The organism is Pseudomonas pergaminensis, assembly GCF_024112395.2.
In the GTDB taxonomy this organism is placed as follows: Bacteria; Pseudomonadota; Gammaproteobacteria; order Pseudomonadales; family Pseudomonadaceae; genus Aquipseudomonas; species Aquipseudomonas pergaminensis.
The window spans coordinates 3,384,074-3,406,418 of sequence record NZ_CP078013.2; the positions used below are offsets into that span (position 1 = coordinate 3,384,074).

The 22,345-nt window shown below is 52.7% G+C and carries 18 protein-coding genes and 3 pseudogenes; 8 read left to right on the forward strand and 13 right to left on the reverse strand.

Annotated features, from left to right (window positions below):
- Positions 1–57: 57 nt before the first annotated feature.
- Together KUA23_RS15245 and KUA23_RS15250 are read right to left on the reverse strand one after the other, a co-directional pair.
- A complete protein-coding gene (locus tag KUA23_RS15245; RefSeq protein WP_252992321.1) occupies positions 58–537 on the reverse strand; it encodes a hypothetical protein in 480 nt (159 codons plus the stop codon).
- Between the two features lie 1,224 nt (positions 538–1,761).
- Positions 1,762–2,655, reverse strand: a complete 894-nt coding sequence (locus KUA23_RS15250; protein WP_214497016.1) for an AraC family transcriptional regulator — start codon at positions 2,653–2,655, stop codon at positions 1,762–1,764.
- Positions 2,656–2,802: 147 nt separating this feature from the next.
- Between KUA23_RS15250 and KUA23_RS15255 the strand changes: the two genes are divergently transcribed.
- The 3 genes from KUA23_RS15255 (at position 2,803) to KUA23_RS15265 (ending at position 6,586) form a co-directional block, all read left to right on the forward strand.
- On the forward strand, positions 2,803–3,876 hold the full coding sequence (locus KUA23_RS15255) for an aldo/keto reductase (protein WP_252992322.1): 1,074 nt from the start codon (positions 2,803–2,805) through the stop codon (positions 3,874–3,876).
- Between the two features lie 127 nt (positions 3,877–4,003).
- Positions 4,004–4,702 carry a DJ-1/PfpI family protein gene (locus KUA23_RS15260; RefSeq protein ID WP_252992323.1) on the forward strand — a complete coding sequence of 233 codons (699 nt, stop codon included), beginning with the start codon at positions 4,004–4,006 and terminating at the stop codon, positions 4,700–4,702.
- Between the two features lie 1,116 nt (positions 4,703–5,818).
- Complete coding sequence (locus tag KUA23_RS15265) at positions 5,819–6,586, forward strand: SDR family oxidoreductase (RefSeq protein ID WP_252992324.1); 768 nt, start codon at positions 5,819–5,821, stop codon at positions 6,584–6,586.
- A 203-nt stretch (positions 6,587–6,789) separates the two neighbouring features.
- Here KUA23_RS15265 and KUA23_RS30370 read toward each other — a convergent pair whose 3' ends face one another.
- Complete coding sequence (locus KUA23_RS30370) at positions 6,790–7,218, reverse strand: cupin domain-containing protein (protein WP_428847314.1); 429 nt, start codon at positions 7,216–7,218, stop codon at positions 6,790–6,792.
- Positions 7,219–7,696: 478 nt separating this feature from the next.
- On the opposite strand from KUA23_RS30370, the gene KUA23_RS15270 reads away from it, so the two are divergent.
- From KUA23_RS15270 to KUA23_RS15275, 3 genes and pseudogenes are all read left to right on the forward strand, one after another.
- On the forward strand, positions 7,697–8,635 hold the full coding sequence (locus KUA23_RS15270) for a LysR family transcriptional regulator (protein WP_252992325.1): 939 nt from the start codon (positions 7,697–7,699) through the stop codon (positions 8,633–8,635).
- A gap of 855 nt (positions 8,636–9,490) precedes the next feature.
- On the forward strand, positions 9,491–9,883 hold the full coding sequence (locus KUA23_RS30375) for a hypothetical protein (protein WP_428847315.1): 393 nt from the start codon (positions 9,491–9,493) through the stop codon (positions 9,881–9,883).
- A pseudogene (locus tag KUA23_RS15275) lies at positions 9,865–11,166 on the forward strand (methyl-accepting chemotaxis protein); the annotation flags it as partial. The gene KUA23_RS30375 and the pseudogene KUA23_RS15275, both read left to right, overlap by 19 nt.
- 590 nt (positions 11,167–11,756) lie before the next feature.
- On the opposite strand, the gene KUA23_RS15280 reads toward KUA23_RS15275, so the two are convergent.
- The 4 genes and pseudogenes from KUA23_RS15280 to KUA23_RS15295 all read right to left on the reverse strand — a co-directional run bounded on the left by KUA23_RS15280 (position 11,757) and on the right by KUA23_RS15295 (position 15,912).
- Positions 11,757–12,767 carry an alpha/beta hydrolase gene (locus KUA23_RS15280; protein ID WP_099492055.1) on the reverse strand — a complete coding sequence of 337 codons (1,011 nt, stop codon included), beginning with the start codon at positions 12,765–12,767 and terminating at the stop codon, positions 11,757–11,759.
- 671 nt (positions 12,768–13,438) lie between these two features.
- Positions 13,439–13,734: pseudogene (locus KUA23_RS15285) on the reverse strand (ATP-binding cassette domain-containing protein); the annotation flags it as partial.
- An 808-nt stretch (positions 13,735–14,542) separates the two neighbouring features.
- A complete protein-coding gene (locus KUA23_RS15290; protein ID WP_252992327.1) occupies positions 14,543–14,971 on the reverse strand; it encodes a hypothetical protein in 429 nt (142 codons plus the stop codon).
- A gap of 191 nt (positions 14,972–15,162) precedes the next feature.
- Complete coding sequence (locus tag KUA23_RS15295; RefSeq protein ID WP_100490641.1) at positions 15,163–15,912, reverse strand: SDR family NAD(P)-dependent oxidoreductase; 750 nt, start codon at positions 15,910–15,912, stop codon at positions 15,163–15,165.
- A gap of 103 nt (positions 15,913–16,015) precedes the next feature.
- On the opposite strand from KUA23_RS15295, the gene KUA23_RS15300 reads away from it, so the two are divergent.
- A complete protein-coding gene (locus KUA23_RS15300; protein WP_078048471.1) occupies positions 16,016–16,375 on the forward strand; it encodes a winged helix-turn-helix transcriptional regulator in 360 nt (119 codons plus the stop codon).
- A gap of 60 nt (positions 16,376–16,435) precedes the next feature.
- Here the strand turns inward: KUA23_RS15300 and KUA23_RS30380 are convergent, their stop codons facing one another.
- Both KUA23_RS30380 and KUA23_RS30385 read right to left on the reverse strand, forming a co-directional pair.
- Positions 16,436–17,299, reverse strand: a complete 864-nt coding sequence (locus KUA23_RS30380; protein ID WP_428847462.1) for a methyl-accepting chemotaxis protein — start codon at positions 17,297–17,299, stop codon at positions 16,436–16,438.
- Positions 17,294–18,049: pseudogene (locus tag KUA23_RS30385) on the reverse strand (MCP four helix bundle domain-containing protein); the annotation flags it as partial. The gene KUA23_RS30380 and the pseudogene KUA23_RS30385, both read right to left, overlap by 6 nt.
- Before the next feature lie 252 nt (positions 18,050–18,301).
- On the opposite strand from KUA23_RS30385, the gene KUA23_RS15310 reads away from it, so the two are divergent.
- Positions 18,302–19,510 carry a multidrug effflux MFS transporter gene (locus KUA23_RS15310; protein ID WP_252992329.1) on the forward strand — a complete coding sequence of 403 codons (1,209 nt, stop codon included), beginning with the start codon at positions 18,302–18,304 and terminating at the stop codon, positions 19,508–19,510.
- On the opposite strand, the gene KUA23_RS15315 is transcribed toward KUA23_RS15310, so the two are convergent.
- Genes KUA23_RS15315 through KUA23_RS15330 form a run of 4 tightly spaced genes read right to left on the reverse strand, consistent with a single transcriptional unit; the run spans position 19,480 to position 22,338 of the window.
- Complete coding sequence (locus tag KUA23_RS15315; RefSeq protein ID WP_078048474.1) at positions 19,480–19,788, reverse strand: DUF971 domain-containing protein; 309 nt, start codon at positions 19,786–19,788, stop codon at positions 19,480–19,482. The genes KUA23_RS15310 and KUA23_RS15315 overlap by 31 nt on opposite strands.
- On the reverse strand, positions 19,785–20,729 hold the full coding sequence (locus KUA23_RS15320) for a HEAT repeat domain-containing protein (protein WP_252992330.1): 945 nt from the start codon (positions 20,727–20,729) through the stop codon (positions 19,785–19,787). The genes KUA23_RS15315 and KUA23_RS15320 overlap by 4 nt, the downstream gene beginning before the upstream one ends.
- Entirely contained in the window at positions 20,726–21,556 is an 831-nt protein-coding gene (locus KUA23_RS15325; RefSeq protein ID WP_078048476.1) for an ABC transporter ATP-binding protein, read from the reverse strand. The genes KUA23_RS15320 and KUA23_RS15325 overlap by 4 nt, the downstream gene beginning before the upstream one ends.
- Positions 21,556–22,338, reverse strand: a complete 783-nt coding sequence (locus tag KUA23_RS15330) for an ABC transporter permease (RefSeq protein ID WP_078048477.1) — start codon at positions 22,336–22,338, stop codon at positions 21,556–21,558. The genes KUA23_RS15325 and KUA23_RS15330 overlap by 1 nt, the downstream gene beginning before the upstream one ends.
- Positions 22,339–22,345: the final 7 nt, after the last annotated feature.

Here is a 22,345-nt window from a genome sequence, read left to right on the forward strand (position 1 = left end):
ATAATTGCTACGACGTATCGCCAATCCAAGATAATTGTATTTCTTAATTGCTGAAAACTATTTCGGCGCCATCAACGAGGCCGCGAGTGTGCGATCAGCACCATCAAGTTTTAGCGCTGACTCTTCCTGAAGCATATTAGTTATAACCGAACTTAACGTGTTGCTGAAGACAGAGATTTGGATTTGTATATTTTGGGATTTGAGATTTCGTATATTTTCGCTAAGTGACTGGTCTCTTGCGACACTTTCAAGTTCTTGAATTTTTTTATCAATCTTTTCTTGAAGATCTCGAATTGCTTTCAGATAATTTTTTATTGACTTTGGGAGTTTAGCAGCATCAATATCGGGATGCGTACTCTTCTCATTGTCGGATTTTACTTTTCCTTCAGGTGATAATACCACTGAGACACTTTCAGGCGATGAAGAGTAGGCAGTTGTAGTTTTTTTAGAATTCTCATTGTGAACTTCGAGAGGTCCTAGCTTTACAACCGGCCTTAAAGATAGGGGTGTAGATGACGCGTCATTAATGATGCTCATAATTACTCCCTGATTGTGAGATGATCGTTGTGCCTACAATATTGGCGAATGCGTGCGAATTTTTTGTCTTGCAAATGCAACGGTATTTTTTAGTAAAAGCAAAATTTTCGTAACCACTAGTGGAGCTCCCTCGGGCCGTTGAAATCTCGCATAGCCAGAACTCATCGTCAAGCTTGTTGCACATAAAAAACAAATATAACTGCACCGGGATGAAATATTTAGTGAGGCTTATATAAATTTCGTATTAGTTAGGGTCGACTGATAATACTTTTGGATATCGATATATATGCATACACAGTCCATCAGTTTGAGCGGGCGCGATCACGCTAATTGCTAGGATTTGCACGCACCAACGTAACTCTACCCATCGACTTTTATATCTTGGGTCGTACGGGAACGCCTGCGACCTAGCACCTGAATTTCTAGTGGATTAATCCGTCCCGATATCAATGTCAGCATCATCCGCAAGTAGCCGCAGACTTACCGCGACAAGGTGGCAGCACCAATTCCCCCATATATATGTACCGCCACGCAAACCAGTGGTTTTTAAGCAACAGCGTCACGTGTTCGAAAGAAATTGCCGCCATGCCTTTACCCGTCACGCCTGTCTATGAGGTGCGCTTAGGCGCGTTGCGCAGGGAAGCGCCGGAGTGGGCGACCGTATTGCTCAGGGAGATCGTAGTGCAGTTAGCCAGCATGCTAGAAAATACGTTGTTGGGCTATTTGCAGGCGCTCCGCCGTCAACAGGTGCGTAGCGGCACTTGCCTCAGTGCGCGGCCTGATGAGTGAGCACCCGGACAAGGATCACAACGCACCAAAGCGGCCACGTTACCGGCTGGAGCGGCCAGTTACGGAGTCCTGTCAGTCGTCACACAATGAGCAATGAGCGCGCGTGGCAGTAACCGGGCCGCTATCTGTTCGATAACGGCCTGAAAGCCCGGTCAACTAAATTGGTAGTGGACGGTAACTCGCCGCACAGCGCCGGGGGGCAGAGCTAGCAAACCCGTGCACCGCGCGGATGAGTCTTTTCGCCAACACGGATGTGGCGACGCACTTCCACGTGATGTTCTTTTTTTTACGACTTATTGCTACAAAGAAGAACGAGTAAAACCAAAGGAAACGAGGCTTTCGTAAAACTCCTTGCTTTGCGCCGATCGGCATTCATCGGATTTGATTGTTGCAATTTAAGGTAAAGAGATGTCCACGAGTCCTGAGGTTTTTCAGCTAGGTCAAAACACCGCTGCGCAAGCGCACGGCATCCCGGGCAGGGGGCAGGCCAAACATTCGCGCATAGTCACGGCTGAATTGAGACGGACTCTCGTAGCCCACGCGGTAACCGGCTGCGGCAGCGTCCAGCGCCTCGGCGACCATCAGGCGCCGGGCTTCCTGCAGCCGCAGAAGGCAGCGAAACTCGAGCGGACTCATCGACGTTACCGCTTTGAAATGAGCGTGAAAGGTGGAGCGGCTCATGCCGGCGATGTCGGCAATATCGTCAATGCGTAACGGTTTTTGGTAGTGAGCGCGGAGCCAGGTAATCGCTTTGGCAATCTGGGATAGGCGGCTATCGGCCTTAGCCATTTGCAACAGCATGTAATTGCCCCGGCGGGTGAGGAGCCGATAGAGCACCTCGCGCACCACCAGCGGAGCCAGTTCAACTGCGTCTTGTGGAGTGTCCAGTAAGCCAGCCAGCCTGGTCACGGCGTCGAGTAGCTCCGGTGTATTACCATGGAGCTCTATGCCGGTCGATACCGGGGAGGCTTTCTCGCAACGGCTCGGCGTATCACGCAGGGCTAATTCGCTCAGCACCTGCATGTCGAGGTCAAGCACCAGGCACAAATAGGGTTTTGACTCGCTGGCTTCGATGACCGAGCCCATCACCGGAATGTCCACTGAGGCCACTAGATAGTTGGCCGCGTCGTAAACGTAGGTTGTGGTGCCCACCAACACCTGCTTACGGCCTTGCACGATGTAGCAGAGAGTAGGCTCATATACTACGGGCATGGGCACTGTTGGGCTGTCGGAACGCACCAGAGTAACGCCTGTCAATGGCGTCGAGTGAAAGCCATTTGAAGGTGCATGACGGCTGATGATATCGATCAGCTTTTGCCGCGGATTCATGGTGTACCTCAAAACGCTCTACGACAGAACGCGCAATAGTTCGGACGATGATGCAAGGATGCAGGACGATCCGGCTAGGTGCAAGTCGTCGTTCCCACGCAAAATCCCTCCCAACAGAAGTCAACCTTTGTTTCGTGAGGAGTCACAATGTTTAGCCATTCAGCACTAGATAACTATCGTCTGCTCGGCCGTTCCGGCATTCGTGTTTCCCCTCTCGCATTGGGCACGATGACATTTGGCTCTGATTGGGGCTGGGGGACGGACGATGCAGGAGCCCGGCAAATATTCAACGCCTATGTCGAGGCTGGCGGAAACTTTATCGATACCGCTGTCAATTATACGAACGGGGCTTCCGAACGGATTCTTGGCCAGCTCATGAAGGGTCGCCGTGATCGCCTGGTTATTTCTACAAAGTACACCATGGCCCGTGACCCCGGTGATCCCAACTCAGGCGGCAATCATCGGCTTAACTTGATGCGTTCGGTTGAAACCAGCCTTAGTCAGCTAGACACCGACCGTATAGAACTGCTGTACCTGCATGCATGGGACTTCACCACAAGCGCGGAAGAGGTGATGCGAGGTTTGGATGACCTCGTACGCAGCGGCAAGGTTCTGTATCTGGGAATCTGCAACACCCCCGCGTGGAAGGTAGTGCAGTTGCAAGCGCTCTCAGAGCTGCGCGGTTGGTCGCCCCTGGTGGCCTTACAAATTGAATACAGCCTAGTGGAGCGCACGGTGGAACATGAGCTGCTGCCAATGGCTCAAGAAATGGGGCTGGGCGTAATACCGTGGTCACCCTTGGGCGGCGGCATTCTGACCGGTAAATACGGGCGTAACGACCTTAGCCCAAGCAACGAAGCCGGCGTAGCGTCACAACGCAAGGGCGTTATCAGTTCATCGGGGCACTTGACCGAGCGTTCATTGCAAATCGCCAGTGTGGTGGTAGATATTGCTGAGGAAATCGGCGCAACGCCTTCCCAAGTTGCGCTTGCGTGGACGTTGCGAAATCCGGCCGTGGTGGCGCCCATTATCGGCGCGCGAACGTTACGACAAGCCGAGGACAACTTGAAGGCACTGAGCATAGAGCTGGCAGAATCTCATATTGCCCGCTTGGATCACGCAAGTGCGCCGGAGCCAATTTTCCCGAGTCGGTTTGTTGCCACACCGATGGTCCAGCAGCTCATATTCGGCGGCGCCAACGTGCAAGATCGAGCCTATTAAGAATCGCAAGTAGCAATGAGCAATAACTCCTGTCTGTCAGTAACGCCATCAATAACACATGACTGAATTTTTTTGTTGTCATCCTGTCGAGATATTCAAGTAGGCTTTTCATCTCTGGAGGTTCCTAATGTCGTCTGCATCGTTATCAGTAGGTTTTTTGCTCTATCCCGAGCTTACGCAACTTGATTTAACAGCGACGTACGAGGTATTTGCCAGGGCCCCTAATGTCGATGTCCACTTGATCTGGAAGACCCAAACTTTAGTCAAGTCAGATCTGGGATTGGAAATCATGCCTAACGCGAGTTTTGAAGCACACCCCAAACTTGACATAATTTGCGTTCCGGGTGGCCCTGGACAAATTGCATTAATGGATGATCAGGAGACGCTTGACTATCTGCGGCGCACTACAAAAGATACGAAACTCATTACCTCCGTATGTACAGGATCTCTAGTATTAGGTGCCGCCGGCTTACTTGAGGGATATCGAGCTACATCGCATTGGTCCTCCTTGGATCAGCTATCTCTATTCGGTGCGACGCCCGTCGCGGAGCGGGTTGTTTGGGATCGTGACAGAGTAACCGGTGCAGGCGTGACGTCAGGTATTGAATTTGCACTGACAGTCATTGCGGATACTCACGGGCGTGAAATTGCAGAAGAAATTCAGCTTCAGATTGAGTACGACCCAGCACCGCCTTTTTCGTGTGGTTCGCCAGAAGGCGCGAGTCGGGAATTGCTGGATAAGCTGAGCGTTCGTAACCGCGAGTTTATGCTCAAGCGACGTAACGCAGCAGAGCGGGCTGCTGCTCGTCTGCAAGCTTTGAGTTGATTAAATGAGATAGGAAGTAGTCTACCGAGCGGCTTGCTGCGGAGCCGCCCATCATACGTACACCCATTGGCATCTTCTCTTTTTGTCTAACGCAGGGACGCTTATAGTCGAAAAGCTCGACGGTTTGCTTAGCGTAGAATTGGTCAAAAGCAGCCTAAGCGAAGTGAATGTAAGCGGACGGCGACCACACTTCGAAAATTTCTGAATTTAGAGCGATATGTTCTGATTGCATGTAATGCCGCAATCTTGGCGACTAGTCTATATAAAATATGGTGCCCTATCAGTGGTTGCACAGTCAGATGGGCATCCACCTTTGCCGCAGTATGTCGGTATCTCATTCGCCCGCCGCGTCGGCAGGCGGGGGGGGAACTTTCTTTCGATGCGCGTATCGACCATGACCATTCACCCGTGCTCACTGGTCAAGCTCATAATCTCCGCCGCTCGTTTGCCGATGCGAAGCGACCCGGTACACAGCCATCGTATGCTACGTCAGCAAATAGCTGCGCGCTGCGGGAAAACTAGGGCTAGCCGAGAGTATGCGTCTGATTGGTAAAGTCACACATAGGCGGAAAAGCAAAGGGGGTAAGCCGCGGAGACCTCGCTGTGCTGAAGTTCGAGGTAAGCCATAAGGCTCCAAGTGGGAGCAGAAGGTAGTGCGCGGCGACCTTTATAGTTGGGGGGGCTTGTGAACTTGCTTCTAGTCGATTGCAAAAAAGTATAGGGTTTAGTGGTTAAAAGTATATTAGTAAATTATGCCCGCATTGAAAACTGTTCGGCGATGACTTGCCATACTCCAAAGCAATCACTCTCATATCTAATAAATTTAAAGAATTTAAGAAAAGTTTTTGTTAAGCTAAAAATACCGGAGTGCTGCTGATTGTAGAAGCACGATAAAATCAAATTTACTTCGCAGAAAAATCTATGTTATATGTTTTAGGGCTTACTTAGCTGGCTTAACAGCAAGCATTAATATACGTAATTTTTGTTCCGCCCATAATGACGTTTATGTACGCGTGCTGTACCTCCTTATTCCTTTCAATATGCAAAATATTAGTTTGATCAAGCAGCTATACGTTTGTGTAGATTTGTCATGCGGCTGTCGAGGACGATTCACATATGAATAATCGATTGGAAGATAAGGTCATCGTTATAATAGGTGCCGACAAGGGGCTAGGAGGGGTATTGGCGCGCGTTTTTGCGTCAGAGGCAGCGATCGTAGTGGTAAATTATTCTGTGAATAGAACGTTTGCGGAGAGTTTGGTTGCAGATATATCAAGTAAAGGAGGGGAGGCTGTTGCAATTCGTGGAGTTACAAGCAATGCTACAGAGATCGAGGACCTATTTAAAACAGTAATCCAGCTTTACGAAAGATTAGATGTATTGGTAAATAACTCAGAAATTTATAACCCTCTGCCTGCAGAAGAAAAATCAGATATTTCTTTTTCTGCGCATATGGAGTTCAGCACTTATACTTACCTTATTGCTATAGATAAAGCTGCGAAGTATATGGTTAGGGGAGGGAGTGTGTTGAATATCTCTTCATTAGAAACTTTTTCTCCATCATCAAATTCTTCTCTTTTGGAACCAGTTAGCCGAACAGTAGAGAGGCTTACGTTAGCACTATCTAGCGAATTGGCTGCGCGCTCGATTCGAGTAAACATGATTAAGGCAAAAATTTTTTTTAATAAGGAGCCGAGCGAGCTCGGTAGACATGCATGTCTCAGCGAGCACATAAAAGGAAGGGTGCAATTATCAGCGGAGCGGGTAAAGTCAACAAATTATCCAAATGATGATATTTTATCGACCGCGGTATTTCTTGTCTCTGACGAATCAAAATGGATCAATGGAAAATTATTTCTATCTTTCGGCAGTTATCCTGGATAACCACGGAAGAGTGGCTGATTTATAGGCGTGTCTACAGAAAATCTCGATAAGTTAACGTTATGTGTGAAAGCAGAGTGATTCACCTTCTGCATCAGGTATAAACGACTTCGGATCTGCCCCAAAATTACAAAGCGCCTAAACGTTTCATTTGACGCTTTGTAATTTTAGAGACAGATGTGAATCTTATTCAGTGCCGGTCACTATTATGATCTTGGCGCCCAATTTTCCGGTGCTAACGTAAAACCTTCGAAATTAAATGCTGGTGATACAACACATGACACTAAGGCCCAGCCTGCATTTGCCTCTGCTGCCTGCCATTCATTTGGTAGGATAAGAAGTTGTGGCGTTTCACCTTGTAATACGCTAGGACCCAACATCCGACTTGTTACTGGTCCCGCCTCTGTGATTGCAGTCTTCAATTCAATCGGATGCCCTGCATGCCAAAGCCAGATTTCCGCAGCATCTACGCGGTGCCAGTGTGATTGCTGCTGATGCTCAAGCAGAAAGTAAATTATTGACGCGGTACTACGTTGTCCTCCGTAACTATCGGCTCGCCAAGTTTCTCGATACCAACCTCCCTCGGGGTGGCGAACAAGCTCAAGTTCTTTAATGATTTCATATGGACAGGTCATAGTGTCTCGCTTATGGATGAAGTTTAGCCACCGGCGTTCCTAATTTCGATTTGAGCCCAGCTAATCCACGGGGCTGAATGCCAACGATGGTTTGGGAGGCATCAACCTGTTAGCTGTAGGCATATGCGAATCTAGGTTATCTATTCCAACTGGAACGGTTATGTTATATAGTACCATTTGCTGGGGTGTCAACCGCTTATTAAGATTATGTTGGAGGGTGCGAGGTCCATAATGATGAGCATAACAACCATTTAGGGTATTCACTTAAAAGTAATGCGAGTAGTTATCATTTCTTGGAGGTGGAAGTAGAGCTGCCTGGCGCATTAAAAAATATTTTTGTCTGGAATTGATCTTCAGCCCTATAGAGCTGTCTTGGTCTGCCATAAGAGAGAGGCAACTTTACTAGTAGAAAGAATTGAGCGGTGGGATTGATATATTTTTTCTTATTTAATTTAAAAACATCGTAGAGGTGCCTAGGATGGAGCTCAGACATTTACGTTATTTTGTCGTTGTTGCTGAAGAACAAAGCATGACTAGAGCTGCGCGTCGCCTAGGAATTCAACAGCCACCACTAAGTATCCAGATTCGCAATTTAGAGCGCGAACTGGAAGTTGAACTATTTGACCGTTCACCTCGTAAAGTTCAGTTAAATGAAATAGGGCGCTCTTTCTTATATGATGCGCAAGCGATACTTGAGGACGCGGAGCAAGCCATTGTTCGAGTTCGCCAAATCGCGCGCGGTGAGCGTGGGCGAATCGTTGTTGGATACACAAGCGCTATTGGTCTGCACGGTAAAATACCCGACATCGTAAAAATATTTAACCAGAAATTCCCAGACATCATAGTCGTGCTGGAAGAGGTATCAGCCTCAAATGCGTTTGAGGCTGTCACATCTAATTGTTTAGATGCGTTATTTACCTGGTCCACAGCAGCGAGTTTTCATATGCTCAAAAGCAGAGCGGTTAGCGAAGAACGAATGGTTTTAGCTATACCTAAAGAAAATTCGGCTTGGATTGATAGTAAAGCCATCAATACATTTGAAATTAAAGATCAGGATCTCTATTTTGACAGAAATATATGCGGTGCGCGGGTGCAAGTTTTTTTTGCAGATTCGAAAAATCTAAGATTATTACCTCGCACTTTTGAAGACGTATCACAATTACTCTCTGTTTTAGCAATCGTAGCTGCTGGAAACGGGATTGCGCTTGTACCGAAATATATGGAAGCGTTTTATTGTGAAAATGTTTATTATAAAGATTTAGTAGGAGGCTCTATATTATCAGTACCTCTGAATTTGTATTACTTTGAGTCCTCGCAGGACTCATATACCTATCGGCTCGCTGAAGTTGTGAGCGATATTGCTAAGGCGCAGCTGAGTTTCGAAAGTCGGGCCCAGGACGTCACCGATCTTCAGTAAAGCCAGCACAAATAGTGTAAACATTTACGATTTTTCACATCTCGCTAGCTACTTGGCGGCTATTATCTTTAGTAGGTAGCGATTAATGACAACTGTAAGTAGTCGAGGAGATGGCAGTGATAGAACTTCATACGCGAGTAAATCGTAATAATAATGATACGCTGACACGAGTCCTTGAGGAGAAGAGGGCAGTTGAGGAGGAGGTCGATACCGGATCGGCTACAGCACGCGCCATATACAACCACAAATACGCCGTTATTTTTGACGCTATCCTCGCGAAACATGCGAGTGATGCTGGGCAATCTAAGCTTTAGGAGTGTTAAAGACAGGATAGGTTAGCTCTATCTTATCAATCGCCATGCTGACTCCTTTGCCTAGTGCATCTGCGTGTTGATGTTTCATCAAACGGGGGATTTCGAGATTGAAAAGCATCGCCACTAGCTTTTCTTATGGTCGACTTTGTTGCTGTATTCAATAGCACAGTTGTAGCGTGTTTTTATGATTGATTAGTGAGTAAGTAATAGCGCCGGATTGAATCTGCAATCAGAAAGTTAGTCATGACTGTTGGGATACCCATAACTAATCCAGGTATGGAGGGTAAATCACTTGCCCGATCCGTGGCTGAATTTGAGATGAGAGGCTTAAATATAAATGATATGCTATAACGTAGTTGTTGCAATGATCCAATTGGCCTCTTGTCCCCGTTACAAGAACTTAAGGGTTCCGTAGGTCTAGAAGCCAGCCTTTAACTACGGGCTCATGTTTTTTTCAATCACAAGAAAGCTATCAGCGGCTGATGTTAGCGGGCTGAGGCTCTAACGATATCAAGTCCGTAGATTTCGGCGAGAAATATCAATGACTCTAAAATTTAAAGTAATATTATTGGTGACGTTGCCTTTATTAGCGTTTGCAGTGATGGCCGGAGGCGTAATAATTAAAAGCTTACATGTACTGGGTGATGAAGAGGTGAGTGCAACTCGAGAGCGAATGTTAGAGGATAAGCGGAAAGAGTTAAGAAACTATATGGCGATAGCCACTGGTGCAATTAGAAATATCTACGAAAATTCCATTGATGGTGATTTTGACAGCAGAGCCAAGGCTATTGAGATCCTGTCAAATATCAAATATGGTAATGGTAGTTATTTTTTTGGCCAAGACTCTAATATAATACTCTATTTCGTAGTAATAGCACAGCTGTTGTCGGAAAAAATTTTCGTGATGAGAAAGATACTCACGGAATCTATGTGAACCGTGAGTTGGTACGAGCGGCTAAAGACGGTAGTAACTACATATTTTATTCTGCGCCTGTTCCAGGCGATGACAAAATATTGATACCAAAGCTCGCATTTAGCACTTACCTTTCAAAATGGGATCTGGCTCTAGGTACTGCGATCAATCTTGACGACGTTGATAGAGAGGTGTCTACAATTCGCCGCGAAATAGAAGCTCGAATTGATTACGCAATTTTAGGCATCGCTATAATTTCTATTATTTCAGTTCTGCTATTTAGCGCCATTAGTACTATTTTGGTCGGCAACTTTCTTCGTCCGTTGCAAAAAATTAAGGAGAATTTTGATGACATAGCAGCAGGTGAAGGAGACCTGACTCAGCGTCTGAGGGTGCATAGTCGCGATGAACTGGGTGAACTAGCTCACTCTTTCAATAGTTTCGTAGAAAAAATTCACGGCCTTGTCAGACAAACTGTTGAAATGACGGTTTCACTTTCGTGCCTTGCATCTGAGATTACAACACAAGCTGCTGGGTCTGAGAAGTCTATGGCACAGCAACAGAGTGAAACCGATTTAGTTGCCTTAGCTATGAACGAGATGTCTATAGCTGCAAATGAAGTTGCAGGCAGTGCGGAAAGCTCTGCTGACGCTGCATATGACGCTAACGAGTTAGGAGTGTCGGCAAAAATTGTGGTTAGTGCAAGCCTTAGCCAAATCATTTCTCTGGTAGGAGATATTCGCTCAAGTAGTACAAAGCTGGACGTTCTCCAGCAGGATGTTAATAGTATAGTTAAGGCATTAGTCGTAATAGATTTTCTCGCTAAAAGAACAAACCTACTTGCGCTTAATGCTGCAATTGAAGCCGCTCGCGCGGGAGAGGCTGGTCGCGGCTTTGCAGTGGTCGCCGAAGAGGTTCGCGCTTTATCTGATCGTACCCAGCTAAGCGCGAACGAAATAGGTGAACTAATTGGTCGGTTGCAAGCCGGCACACAAGAAGCTGTTATTGCTATGCGTAAATCAAGTGGTGCTGGTGATCTTGCAGGCGAATACGCCAATAATATCGACACTTCGTTAGACTCTATTGCAAATTTAATAACCGCGGTGAGCTCCCTGACCGCGCAAATCACCAGTACTGCAAAAAAACAGCAGTCCGTAGTTGAGGACATAAATCGCAGCGTACAGAAAATTGCGGAAAGCGGAGGGCGCGTCGCTCAAGAAGCACGCACTGGAACTCAGACCGCCCACAAACTTACCCAACTTAGCAAAGCTCTAGAGGATCTTATGAGGCAGTTTAAAATTTAAATTCGTCACTGAGTGCGTGCTTAGCGTTTCATGATTAATTGAATCATGGTGCTGTCGCATTTGACCTAAAAGAAACTATGTGTCGCTGATATAGGGGCTCGTCTCGACGTGTCAACGCATGGCTTTTATGATTGGATAATGCGCTACAGCAAATCTCAAGAAAACGGTAGAACGGCCTAGATTTTCCAATTCGTTTCAATGCACGGATTGCAACCTTTTACGACAGACCCTATTCTGATTTTGAGACCAGGGTTCGAGGTGCAACCGAGCGGATTTTTCCCTCACTGTTTCAGTTTAATTAGGAATACTTCGACTGGCTCAGCGACAAACCGCGGTTTGGTGATAGTGGCCACTCGATTACCACACCATCGCAGCGATAGGCGACGGGTTAGGTCAATCCGCGCCGGGTAGCTCGTGATCAGCTTGATGCGATTTACAAACGCTAGCGCCAGTGAGCGGTCTGCAGGCGGTGTTCCCCGAACTTGGTGCACGCCCGGATCGGATCAAAATAGCCGCCCTTGATGGTTAGGCTTAGCGTAACAACGGTCGCTTACCAACCTTTAATCAGCGTCAAACCAATATCGGCTCGGTTAGCTTCGGTTTAAACAACATGCTGTGATGAATACTTGGACTTCTTGTAGGAGTTCTTCGTCCTCTGCCGTGCCCCCCATAAATCCGCCATGCGGCATGCCTTCTCCAAGATAGAACTCTACCGGTACCCCTGCCCGGCGCAATCCACGATGTAGGCGCGCTGCGTTAGATAGGAAAAGATCACGAGTACCAGTTTGCAGGAAAGTTGGCGGTAGTCCTTCAAAGTTGCCAAACAGAGGCGAGAGATAAGGATCGGCTAGGTCAGCCCCCGCAGCGTAGAGCTGATTAATCTGCATAAGCGGTAGAGGAAGCACCACATCAATATAGCGGTTGGTATGAAAGCTATCCCCAGATTCAGTCAGATCGACTTCTGGCGATAGCAGTACTAGCCCTGCGGGCATAGGCAGGCCCTCATCGCGCCCGCGTAGCAGCATCGCCAAAGCGAGATTGCCGCCAGCAGAACGCCCGATGAGGACAATTTCATTTGGCGAATGCTGGCTCAGCACATACCGATACGCCTCGAGGCAATCATCCAGTGCGGCAGGATAGGGATGTCTGGGCGGCAACCTATAATCAACGCCATAGCAGGAGATGCCGTATCGGTCCGCTTGCTGCTGCGCGCTCACGCGGCATGCTTCGCCGCTGCCGAAGAGGAGGGCACCGCCGTGCAGATCGATACAGGCATGCTTCGGGCGAATCTCGCCTTTAGGGGTTGCGACGTGAATTTCGGCGTTCCCGATTATCAAAGTCTGGACATCTGCGTGTAGTTGCTCAGTTGAGCCTTTCACGGCTAACTCGTATTGACTATTCACATACTCCTGAAGTGTTTGCCATGCGGCGGTATCATCCGCCGCTGGCAGTTGGTAGAGGGCATTAACTGGCGTGCCCTGTGCAGTAACCAAATTTTGTAATTTGGCCTTTGCCTGGGGGCTGATCGAAATAGGGAAGGGAACAATACGATCCTGCAACAATATCCCGTGATGGGGGTTGGTGATCTTTGCATCCGCCATGAGGGGCTCCAGCGCAATAATTGAAATACTTTAGACTTTTCTGTGGTTCGTGGACCTGGTGTCGATCAGCGTGACTTGTCGCCCTAGTTGGCACCCGCCAGCGAGCCTTTGGGCGCGCAAGCCGAGCGTTATCATTAGGCTGCTCTATCTGTAGGTCATTGCTATGGACCTGCTGGTTGTGGCTTTCCATTTGGATCTTGGCCTACACCCTCTACAGGCCAGCGACTCAGCCTTAACAGCCAGGATCTGAGTCAGCGATACGTTAATGGCTACGTGCTGCTTGTTACTGTCGTCGATCTGCGCTTGCGACCGGTCGGCGGAAGCATAGCTAACTCCGCAGCGCTCAGGGTCAGATGTGCTTTCATTGGCTCGACCCTTCAGGCTGGGCCAGTTCGGGCTCAACGTCGACGCCGTATACTTCGATGGAGGCAGATCCGTATGTTAGCGGTGATTGACAAGATTTGGCAGACTAGCCTAGCTGGAAAGTTGGCTAGGTCATAGTCACTTACAGTTGTATCAACGCCTAATATATCTGATGCGGTGTTCAACTATACCGCCCGGTTATTTTAATGAGTTCCACCTCTTTTTCTGAAGCTTCTGATCAGCTCCCCTTGTCCGACAGCGAACGTTGCTCTGAATAGCCATCCTTGTCCTTCCAAAATGATATGTTTTTAGTGACTGAGGACTTGAGCGAAAAACTTCCGAGCTCTGGGAGATCGATTTTCGACGTCACCAAAAAGGACTCCGTTGAGCAGTCTTCGATGATTCGCCCTTCGTCCAAGAAGATCACCCGATCACTCACCTTTCTAGCGAAACCCATCTCATGGGTCACGCACACCATCGTCATGCCGTCATTAGCGAGTTTGACCATCACGTCCAAAACTTCACCGACCATTTCCGGGTCCGGAGCCGAGGTAGGCTCATCAAACAGCATGGCGACGGGGTCCATGGTTAAAGCGCGGACGATTCAGCCGTAGGATGGAGCCAAACTGAGACTAGGACGCCGGACCGTAAAGCCCAGCTCTCAAAGCATCCTCAGCAATTTCCGACAATCCTCAAAGGCGGAAATCGGGCATAAGGAGGAGGGCAGCCATTGATCCTCAGCTGACCAGCTTCGAGCGACTGACGTGGCGGTGGTCTAGCAGCAGTAGGTAGAGCAAGCACTCCTTCGCACATGTAGGTGTACGATATCGTCTAAAATATTTCGGTCGAGAACGGAGCTAGCACCCAATGAGTGATGCATTGCCAACTACTTTGATATGCCGGGATCCAGGTGATAGCAGCGGGGACATCGTCATAGATCTCCCACCGAATATACTAGCGGCAATGGACGTCGGTTTGGGTGATTTCTTAAGCATCGAGTTGGTCGACGGATCGATAGTGCTAAAGCCAATTCGTCGAATCAAAGCTGAAGGTCGGGTTGACTCAGATTGAGCAGGCCGGTAGCTCGCCCATCTGAATCTCAGGACGTTCGAGTAGCACTAAGATGGAAGGAAATATCCAAATGCAGGAACAATTCCGCAATTTAGATTTTTACTTCTCTGAAATTTCGATCTTCACTTCCGGGTACCCTTACGTGGCTTATGAACATATCTGACATAGCACCTGGTTTAACATAATATACATTATGCGAACCATCCGAACTGTCCGTTAGCAGCTCTGTACGACACATTTCACTAAGCGGCCTGCAACCACCACCCGCAGATTCAAAAGCAGCCACCGTCGCCCTCGTTGATCTGTCTTCGTTCGACCTCTGGGCAGTCGGACATTTACGACTAGTCAGCGCACCGTTCACCAACACTGTGGTGAAATCGATAACGTTGCCCGTCGTAACGTATTACTGGAAAACAAAAGCCTGGGCCGCCGACCTCGATATCAGGCCAACCATCATTGCCTTTGCTGGCGAGAAACTGAGCGACACCGTTTTCTTCGAGCATGAGTTTCCAATGACCGTCAGACTGCTGGCTGACTAGATAAAATCCAGTGCCCGCTTGCCCATAGCAGTCAGTGCTGCCTTCGGTAATCAACGCATCCGGCCGGCCGTCACCGTTCAGGTCCTTAACCAGCTCCATGGTTGCCGGCGTATAGCTAGCAGTTGTCTCGATTTCGCACTCCGACGTCTCTTGGTTAAATCCAGCAGCGCGGAATGCTTTTAACTGCTCGCTACGCGGTAGTTCATCTGCCAGCGCTGTAGCACTGGTCATGAAACATGCCACCCACAGACCTGATTTAAGCCGTCCCAGCATATAGATCGTCCCTTTATGAAGCCCAATGTGAAGTGTCGCGACTGTACCCGCACTAGCGTAAAGGATAAAACGAGAAGTGCTAAAGGGTTCGCTACGCGCAATCAGGGGCAGTGCCCGTCAGATTTCAACAGGCAAAACCCCTGTCTGGCTCAAACCTGAGCAAAGCCTCCGTCGACAAACATTTCACTGCCGGTCATGAAGCTGCTCTCATCCGATGCCAGGAACAACGCGGCTGCGGCAACTTCTTCAGGTTTGCCGATACGACCCAGAGGAACCTGCGCCGTCATGTCGTCGATGATTGCGTCCTTCTGGCCCGTACCCGACAACGCCAAGTCCAGACCCGGTGTCGAGATCGGGCCTGGTGAAAGTACGTTGACGCGAACGCCGGTGCCTTTCAGGTCCAGCGCCCAGCTCCTGGCGAAATTTCGTAGCGCGGCCTTGGTAGCGCTGTACACGCTGAATGCCGGTGTGCCCATTGTGCCGGTGGTCGAACCGGTGAGGATCACTGAGCTGCCAGCGCTCATCAGGGGCAACGCTTTTTGTACGGTGAACAATGTGCCTTTGACGTTGATACCAAAGGTACGGTCGAACGATTCCTCTGTGATCGATCCGATCGGCTGGAAATCTCCCAGGCCTGCGTTGGCGAACAATACGTCAACCCGGCCCTTGGCGGCCTTGACCTGGGTAAAGATGCGCTCCAGGTCGTCCAGGTTTGAAATGTCGCCCTGGATGGCGATGGCTTCAGGGCCGATCAGTTGCAGCGCCTTATCCAGTTCTTCCTGGCGACGCCCTACGATGACCACCTGCGCGCCTTCTGCTGCAAAGCGAATGGCGGTTGCCAAGCCGATGCCGCTGTTGCCACCGGTCACCACTGCGATTTTCCCGTTGAGCCTGCTCATACTGAACTCCAATGAATTAGGTTGAGGCCTAACTCTAGATCTGCGCTATTCTTTTGAATAGTATGCACCTTTAAGTAAGTACCCCCATTGGAGCCAAGCCATCATGGCCAATAACTCATTCAACTGTGGTCTGGAAGCTGCCCTGGCGGTGATTGGCGGCAAATGGAAGCCCCTGGTGCTGTTCAACCTGGCCCAGAATGTTCATCGATATGGTGAATTAAGACGCGCAATTGGCGGTGTGACCGATAAGGTGCTGATCCAGCAGCTCAAAGAGTTGGAGCGCGACGAGATCATTGCCCGTGTGGACTTCCACGAGATACCGCCGAAGGTCGAGTACTCCCTGACACCCTTCGGGCAGTCCCTTGCCACGGCGCTGGGCGCGTTGTGCCAGTGGGGCACGCAGCATATGCAAACGGTTGAGCGTATCGCCGAACGACGTACGTCTGCCCTCTCCCAGTCCTGAGCCCCCTGCCCTGATTGCCAACTCAACTAAATGACTATTTAGTTGAGTTAAATCAATAGGTTACAGCCTAAAGCGATCGACGGACCGTGACAGCTGGCCTGCCAGGCTGGACAACTCGTCTGTTGTCGACGCTGTCTGGCCAATGACCCGGCTATTACTCTCCGACATCCCCGCAATCATCTCCACCTGGTGAGCAATTTCATTGCTGGCCAGGCTCTGCTCCCCGATGGTGCGGGAGATATCGTTGACCATCTCGGTGGTATTCAACGTGGCTTGGAGAATCTCGCGAATTGCTCGCTCCACCTCGGCGGTCACCGCCATGCCCTTATCGACCTGTGCTACGCCCTCCTCCATGCTGGTGACCGCTTCCCGCGTGCTTTGCTGGATGCGCCCCACCATGCTGGCAATCTCCTGGGTCGAAGCACTGGTGCGCCCGGCAAGGCTGCGCACTTCATCGGCGACTACCGCAAAACCGCGCCCCTGCTCGCCAGCGCGGGCGGCCTCGATGGCGGCGTTCAAGGCCAGCAGGTTGGTCTGGTCGGCAATCCCTTTGATCACCTGGATAATGCTGAAAATTGCCTCAGACTCTTTGTCCAGCGTACGGATCACCTGGGCCGATTGCTGCGCGGAACGGGCGATGCCATCCATGTCGCTGACCACTTGATGAATCACCCGGCCGCCGTCCTTGGCCAGGATTTGTGCCTGGTTGGCCATCTCTGAGGCGCGCCCGGCATGCCGAGTGATTTCCTCGATGCTGGCGGTCATTTCACTCGCGGCAGCGGCCATGGTACTGGCTGCGGCGCTTTGTTGCTGGCTGCTGCCGGCGACTTCATGGCAGCCGTGGCTCAGTTGTTCGCTCATGCCGTTAACGCCGTGGGCGTTGCTGCGCACCACTTCGATCATGCCGCGCAGGTCGCGTTGCATGGTGGCGAGGCTGCGAATCAACGCGCTGGCTTCATCCTTGCGGCGGGGTTCGACAATGGTTTCGCTCAAGTTGCCATGGGCGATACTCTCGGCAATGCGGCTGGCCGTGTGCAGCGGCCCCATGATGCTGAGCATGACCCACCGCCCCTGTGCCAACAGTAATAGCAGACTGGCGATCAGCACCACGCCCAAGGTGAGGTTGGCATTGCTGATGCTCTGCCGAGTGCCGGCACTGGCCTGCTGGGTGTTGTTCTCGATCTGCTCACTGAGCGACGCCATTTGGTCTTCAAGCTGGCTGAACGCCGCGTTGAACGTCCCCAGTTCACCGCGGGCGGCGTCGGGATTGTCGAGTGCCAGGGCGACGATGCGCTCGCCGGTGGCGATGTAGTTATCCAGACTGGGGCGGATTTTTTCCAGGCTGGCCTTGAGCGCATCGTCCAGCGGCAACTTGAGATTGTCCGCGAGCACCTGGCGAAAATGCTCGGCGTGTTCCTGCAACGAGCTGTTGACCTCCGCTTTGCTGCTGGTGCTCTTGCCCAAGCCCACCAGCATCGCCGACAGCACGTCCGCGCGCAGGGCGTCGTGCATCATGTCGGCTTCCATATGGTTACGCAGCACGGTCATGCTGAGTTCGCTGCCATACACCGCAGTGCCCATCCGGGTGTTTCCCAGGTAGCCGGCCAGGCTCATGATCAAGGCGGTCAGCAATCCGGTCGCAATCAACAACATCAAGCGCAATTTGATCGTCATGCAGGTATCCCCATGGCCTGGACAGGCGGCTGGGAACCCAACCGCTTGAGCGTCTATTACCGTTATCGGCAACAGTTGGCTATTAGTGAAGCCCAAGTCAGGGGATCTGCGCGTTTCCCTTGCGCGGGCACGCAAGGGAAACGGTTGCCAAGGCTACGCCGAACGAAAATGTAACAACTGTGTAATCGTCACCTTGTATACCCACGGTCGGCTCACTAAGCTGGCCGATCCCTTGATGGCGCCGGAAATTCCATGTCTCGAAGCATCGCCCACCTCGCCCTCCTCCTGGGCTTGATCACCGCCGTCGGCCCCTTTGCCATCGATATCTATCTGCCCGCCTTGCCGACCCTGGGCGCGAGCCTGCACGCCTCGCCGGCACTGGTGCAGATGAGCCTCACGGTGTTCTTCGTCATCGTTGGCGTGTGCCAGCTGTTCTACGGGCCGATCAGTGATGTGTTCGGGCGCAAGCCGCCGATCTACGCCGGCTTGGTGATTTTTGCGCTGGCCAGTGTTGGCTGCGCCCTGGCGCCGACCATCGAAACCCTGATCGCCTTTCGTGCCCTGCAGGCGTTTGGCGCGTGCGCGGGCATGGTGATTCCGCGCGCCATCGTGCGGGACCTCTACACCGGGCATGAAGCCGCGAAACTCATGGCCTTGCTGATGTTGGTGATGAGTGTCTCACCGATCCTGGCGCCGCTCGCCGGCAGCCTGGTGATCTCGTTGTGGAGCTGGCGTGAAGTGTTTGCCGTGTTGGCGGTGGTGGCCGTGGCGTGCCTGGTGATGACCATCGTGCAACTGCCCGAAACCCATCCGGCCGAGCGCCGCCTGGGCAAGACCCTGGGCAACGCGTTCAGCAGCTACGGCGCGTTGCTGCGTGACCCGGTATTCATCGGGTTGTCAGTGGTATGCGGTTTTGGCCTGGCGACCTTCTTCGTGTTTATCGGCAGTGCGCCGTTCGTGTACATCGAGCATTACGGCCTGACGCCAACGCAATTCAGCCTGGGGTTTGCGCTGAATGCCGCCTCGTTTTTCGCCATGAGCCAACTCACTGCACGCCTCAGTGCGCGCTTTGGCCTCGCGCCGCTGATTCGTTGGTCGGTGGTAGCCGTGGCGGCGGTCATGACCGTGCTGGCGGCCACCACGCTGTGGGTCGACAGCCTGGCCTTGACCATGACGCTGCTGTTTATCGGCTTCGGTTTTCTCGGGCTGTTGCTGCCCGCAGCGGGCGTGTTGTCGTTGGAGGATCATGGCGCGGCGGCGGGTTCTGCCTCGGCCTTGCTCGGAGCGATCCAGATGATCACCGCCGCCGTGTCCATGACGCTGGTCGGTGTGTTCGCCGATCACACACCCGCGCCGATGTTAATCGGCATCGCACTGTGCGCTGTCGCGGCGATGCTCACCACGCTGTGGACGCTGCGCCGTCTACCGGCTCACTTGGCGAGCGCCCCGCCCTCCTCCTGATCGCTGCCCAATTGCGCCAGGTACGCCCACGGATAAATCCCGCGCTGGTGGCCATCGCTGAACACCAGTTGCACGCCATAACCCTGAGGGTGGACCTCCACCACCCTCACCGCGTCCGACACCATCGGTGGGCTGCCCCGTAGCCGAAACGCCCGGCACTGCGAGCAGGGGCATGCACGGCGCAGGCGTGCATGCTCGATCCATTGGGCACCGTCGGCCCACTCCAGGCGCAGACGGCCGTCGCGGCCTTTGCCAATGGCGTTCGGCGCGGCGGTCATTGCAGCTGCGCCAAGGCTATCCGCACGGCCTTGCGCACTTCCGGGTCGCCATCGTCGGCTGCATCACGTAACGCCGCCAACGCCTGGCGATCGCCCAATTCGCCGAGTGCCAGGGCGGCCTCCTTGCGCAGGTTGCTGATGCTGTGGCCCAGGGTCTGGATCAACGCCCCTAGCGCCGGGAGATAACGCAGGCGGCCAAGGCTGCGCGTCGCCCGCAAGCGAACCTGCCAGTACTCGTCCGTCAGCGCTTCGACCAGCGCATCCCCCGCATTGAGGCTGCCGACTTTGCCCAAGGTGGTTGCGGCTTCCTCCCGTACTTGCCAGGCCGGGTCCAGCAACGCCTGGTGCAGCGCCGGTAGAACCTGGTCATCGTTCGCCAACCCCAGGGCGCCGGTGGCAGCGCGGCGGACCTCTGTGTCGGGATCGCTGCTGGCCAAGGTCGCCAGGGCTTCAAGCGCAGGCAGGTGCTTGAGCCACCCCAGCACGCCCACCGCTTCACGCCGGATACCCGCGTCGGCGTCCGCCAATGCCAGCAAGGCCGCCGGCGCCGCCGCTGCCAGGCGCAGCTCGCGCAATGCGCGGAATATCGCGGTGCGCACGCTCACATCGGCATGCTCGGTCCAGGGCAACAGCAATGCCCCCGCCTCGGCGGTTTTCAATACGCTCAGGCTCTGGGCGGCCGCCTCGCGCACGGGCGGTTCGGCATCTGTGAGCGCCTCGCACAACGCCTGCACCACCTCGGTTTCTTCCCAGGCTTCCAGCAAGGTGGCGGCCTGGGCACGCACGTCCACAGAGGGATCGTTGCGCAGGCTGTCCACCAGCCATTCAAGGCCGTCGGGGTCTTCAAGGTCAGCCAAGTCGATCAGGGCAATGCGGCGCATGCCGGCGTCCGGGGCTTGCAGGCGCGGGCGCAGGGCTTCTATTTCCAGGTTATAGGTCATATGGCAAATCGCGGTGTTGAATGATCGGTGGGCAACCCGAGCGGGTTCAGGCGTGGCAACTGGCGGCCATCTTCATGGTGCAGCAGTTCCAGGCAATGACGCTTGAGGTGAGTGAATTCGGGGGTGGTCATCAGTTCGGTATGGCGCGGCCGCGCAAAGTCCAGCGAGAAGTCTTCGATAATGCGCCCCGGGCGCGGGCTCATTACCAGGATGCGATCGGCCAGGAACAGCGCCTCATCAATATCGTGGGTGACGAACACCACCGTGGTGCGAATGCGCGTCCAGATATCCAGCAGCAAGGCCTGCATCTTCATGCGCGTCAGCGCGTCCAGCGCGCCGAACGGCTCGTCCATCAGCAACAGGCGTGGGCGATTGACCAGCACCCGGGCGATTTCCACGCGCTGCTGCATGCCGCCCGACAGCTGGTTCGGCCAACGCTCGGCAAACCCTTCAAGCCCGACCAGGGCCAGGATCTCGTCGGCTGCGGCCAACCGCTCAGCCTTGGCCACGCCGCGCATCTTCAAACCGAACGCGACGTTCTCGCGCACGCTGCGCCACGGGAACAACGTGTGCTGTTGGAACACCATGCCGCGTTGCTGGGACGGGCCGACCACTGGCTGCCCGTCCATTTGCAACGTGCCCTGGCTCGGCACCAGGTGGCCGGCCAACGCGCCAAGCAAGGTCGATTTGCCGCAGCCCGACGGGCCGAGAATGCACACGAATTGCCCCGGCTCGATCCTGCAATCCAGTGCCTTGACTGCCTCGAATGCCTGCGCCTGTTCGCCCAGGACAATGGACAAACCGCTGATTTCAATCCGACCTTCCATCAGGCTTTACCTCGCGAACGGTGCCAAGGGGTGAACACGGCGCCCAGGCGCTTGACCAGCCAACTGCTGCCCATGCCCAGCACGCCGATCAACAGCATGCCAACCACAATGTCGGCATAGTTCTGGATGGTGTATGACTCCCAGGTGTAATAGCCGATGCCGAACTGTCCGGAGATCATCTCCGCCGTCACCAGGCAGAACCACGACGTACCCATGCCAATGGCCAGGCCGGTGATGATGCTGGGTGCGGCGCCCGGCACCACCACTTCCCGCAGGATCGCGCCCCGCCCTGCCCCCAGGCTGCGTGCCGAAGCAATCAACCGTGGATCGACGCCCTCGACGCCGTGCACGGTATTGAGCAGGATCGGAAACAGCGCACCGGTAAAGGTGATGAACACCATCGACAGCTCCGACGATGGAAACATCAGGATCGCCAACGGTATCCACGCCACCGCCGGAATCGGTCGGATGACTTCCAGGGGTGGCAGCAGCACATCTTCAGCCCATTTCGAACGACCGATAGCGATGCCCAAGCCAACCCCCACCAGCACTGCCGCCAGGTAACCTTCGAACACCCGGGTCAGGCTCGCGCTTAAATGCCGGGCCAGCTTGCCCGAGTCCGCCAACCCCAGCGCCGCCTCCAGCACGGCGCCTGGGGTGGGTACGTTGGCAAAGGTCACCAGCCACAGGTTCCAGTGGTGGCTGGCAGCAAGTTGCCAGAACAACAGGCACACCAGCAGTGACGCTGTGCGCGGCAACCAGCGATAAGCAGCAGTCGACATGGGCCTA